At 53.3% G+C, this 2071-nt stretch carries 4 protein-coding genes; all 4 read left to right on the top strand.

All coding sequences use genetic code 11. The features are described from left to right. A partial coding sequence (locus tag AC1DFC_RS29720; RefSeq protein WP_478180580.1) for an RHS repeat-associated core domain-containing protein occupies positions 1-669 on the top strand: 669 nt, incomplete at its 5' end. Continuing rightward, the gene (locus AC1DFC_RS29715; RefSeq protein ID WP_478180579.1) at positions 641-1087 is read left to right on the top strand and encodes a hypothetical protein; all 447 of its coding nucleotides are present in this window, start codon (positions 641-643) and stop codon (positions 1085-1087) included. The genes AC1DFC_RS29720 and AC1DFC_RS29715, both read left to right, overlap by 29 nt. 67 nt (positions 1088-1154) lie before the next feature. Next, positions 1155-1565, top strand: a complete 411-nt coding sequence (locus AC1DFC_RS29710; RefSeq protein WP_478180578.1) for a hypothetical protein — start codon at positions 1155-1157, stop codon at positions 1563-1565. Further along, on the top strand, positions 1516-2071 hold a 556-nt coding region (locus AC1DFC_RS29705; RefSeq protein ID WP_478180577.1), incomplete at its 3' end, for an RHS domain-containing protein. The genes AC1DFC_RS29710 and AC1DFC_RS29705, both read left to right, overlap by 50 nt.

The raw sequence follows: 2071 nt of genomic DNA, 5'->3' as shown, positions 1-2071 counted from the left end.
CGCATCGCCTGGTCGGCCAGCTACAAGGCCTGGGGGGAAGCCAGGCAGGCGATCAGCGAGGCGGGACGCAAGGCGGGGTTCAGGAATCCGATCCGGTTCCAGGGGCAGTACTTTGACGACGAGACGGGGCTGCACTACAACCGGTATCGGTACTACGACCCGGTGAGTGGGAGGTTTGTTAGCACAGATCCGATTAAATTGGAAGGCGGATTTAATACACACGTCTATGCTTCCAATCCGACTGAATGGACTGATCCGCTTGGCCTGAGCTCAAAGAAAAACAATGTCCAATCTCCGTCAACCCCCGTTTGCCGAAATCGTCGCCAAGCGCTGAATAGCGCCAAAGATTTGGCAGGAATACCTCGCTCACAACAAGCTGCCGGTCAATGGCAAGTTGGAAATGATCCAAGAAGGCGAGGCAGTAAAAACTACGTCTACTCCGAAAATCCTGCAGAGTTCGGTCGATTTTATGAATATGCAGACGCAACCGGTGCGAGAAAAGTAGTTGTTGAACACACGAGTGACCCGAGGCGAGGCCCGCATGCACATGCGGGCGAAGCAAAGGGAAGCGATCCAAGGAATTACGATTTCAGAAATCAAAGATATCAAAAAATCGATGACCCAAAAACTGGAGACCATCATGCCGACTACGGCTGCGGACAAAATTAGGGAAAAAATTACTCAACGCCGAGGCAACGAACTACTGCAAAGGCTTGAAGGATTAGAAGCCGGAGTCTTGACCAAATCCAGTAACTATGATCTATCGTGGCACACGACAGCAACAAAAGAAAATAGCGCATACGAATCAAGGCCCACACTACTCTTTCCAATAAATAATTCTCTCGAAGCAATATGCAAAAAATTTGAGGAATTCACAAAAAAGCATGGCGCTGAACTGTTAATTCGATTCGAGCAACCGTTTGTTATGAAAATAAAAATTCGAGAACCGGAGAGCTTTATTCGTAGCCTCTACAAGAATCAAAGGACAAAAGATTTGACCATCTTCAAGATTCACCCGGATGCTGTTTTTGAAGTGCAAGAATTGGAATACGACATCAAGCTATTTGTGGTTGACAAAACAATTTAGATCTTAGACATCCCAAGCACCAGTACTTCTTAAGCCCCGTTTCCACTATCGCCAGCCAAGATCTCCAATGCGACTACTTATATTTCCACTGCTGCTTCTCGCTGCCAGCATCAGCTTTGCCGCGGAGATCACCTCAAAAGAAATCAATTTAAGAAAACTGCACCAACGCTACGTCAAAGCAGGTTATTCGACCCTAGATTTGCCAGAATTCAATAAGAGGATTGCATTTTCCGGGGTGGTGATCGGAGGATCGAGCAGAGGCTTCAACAGAGGCCCGGATAGCGCGAATGGCAGTGCATTGCTCAAAGCGGGCGTTGCCGGTTCGGAAAACGAACTGGTTCGTATGGTTGCACGCGATGCCGCCAATGAAGCCCACATGGGAACTCTGACGGTCGGCAGTGCATTCAAGGCCACATGCACCGTCGCATTTGCCTCGGGCACGGGCTATATCCCGCTGCAAGATTGCGTTTTTCGCTGAGCGAAGCGTTCAAGACTGCGCAGGTCCATATCACCACGTAGCGCATCTCAGCTACGACGCCCTGGGCCGGCGCATCGCCAAACGCTCCGAGCACGAGATCACCCTCTTCGGCTGGGACGGCGACACGCTGGCCTTCGAGAGCACGCAGAGCACCGAGGCGCGGCAGGAGCAACAGGCCTGGCGCGGCGACAGCGTGCACTACATCCACGAACCCGGCTCCTTCGTGCCGCTGGTGCAGATCCGGCAAGCTCAGGCCGTGGCGCTGAGCCAGACCACCGACGTGAAGGCGCTGATTGCGGCCAATGGCGGGCGCTACGACATCGAGCAGGATCCGCTGTGGAACGGGGAGCAACTCAACACGCCCGCCCCGTTCGCGAAGGAAGAGATCGCGTTCTACCAGTGCGACCACCTGGGCACGCCGCAGGAGCTGACGGACCACGAAGGCCGCATCGCCTGGTCGGCCAGCTACAAGGCCTGGGGGGAAGCCAGGCAGGCGATCAGCGAGG

This window comes from Variovorax sp. 10L421, assembly GCF_056395365.1.
The sequence above is the reverse complement of the archived record's forward strand: the minus strand, read 5'-3'. Positions and strand labels throughout refer to the sequence as shown.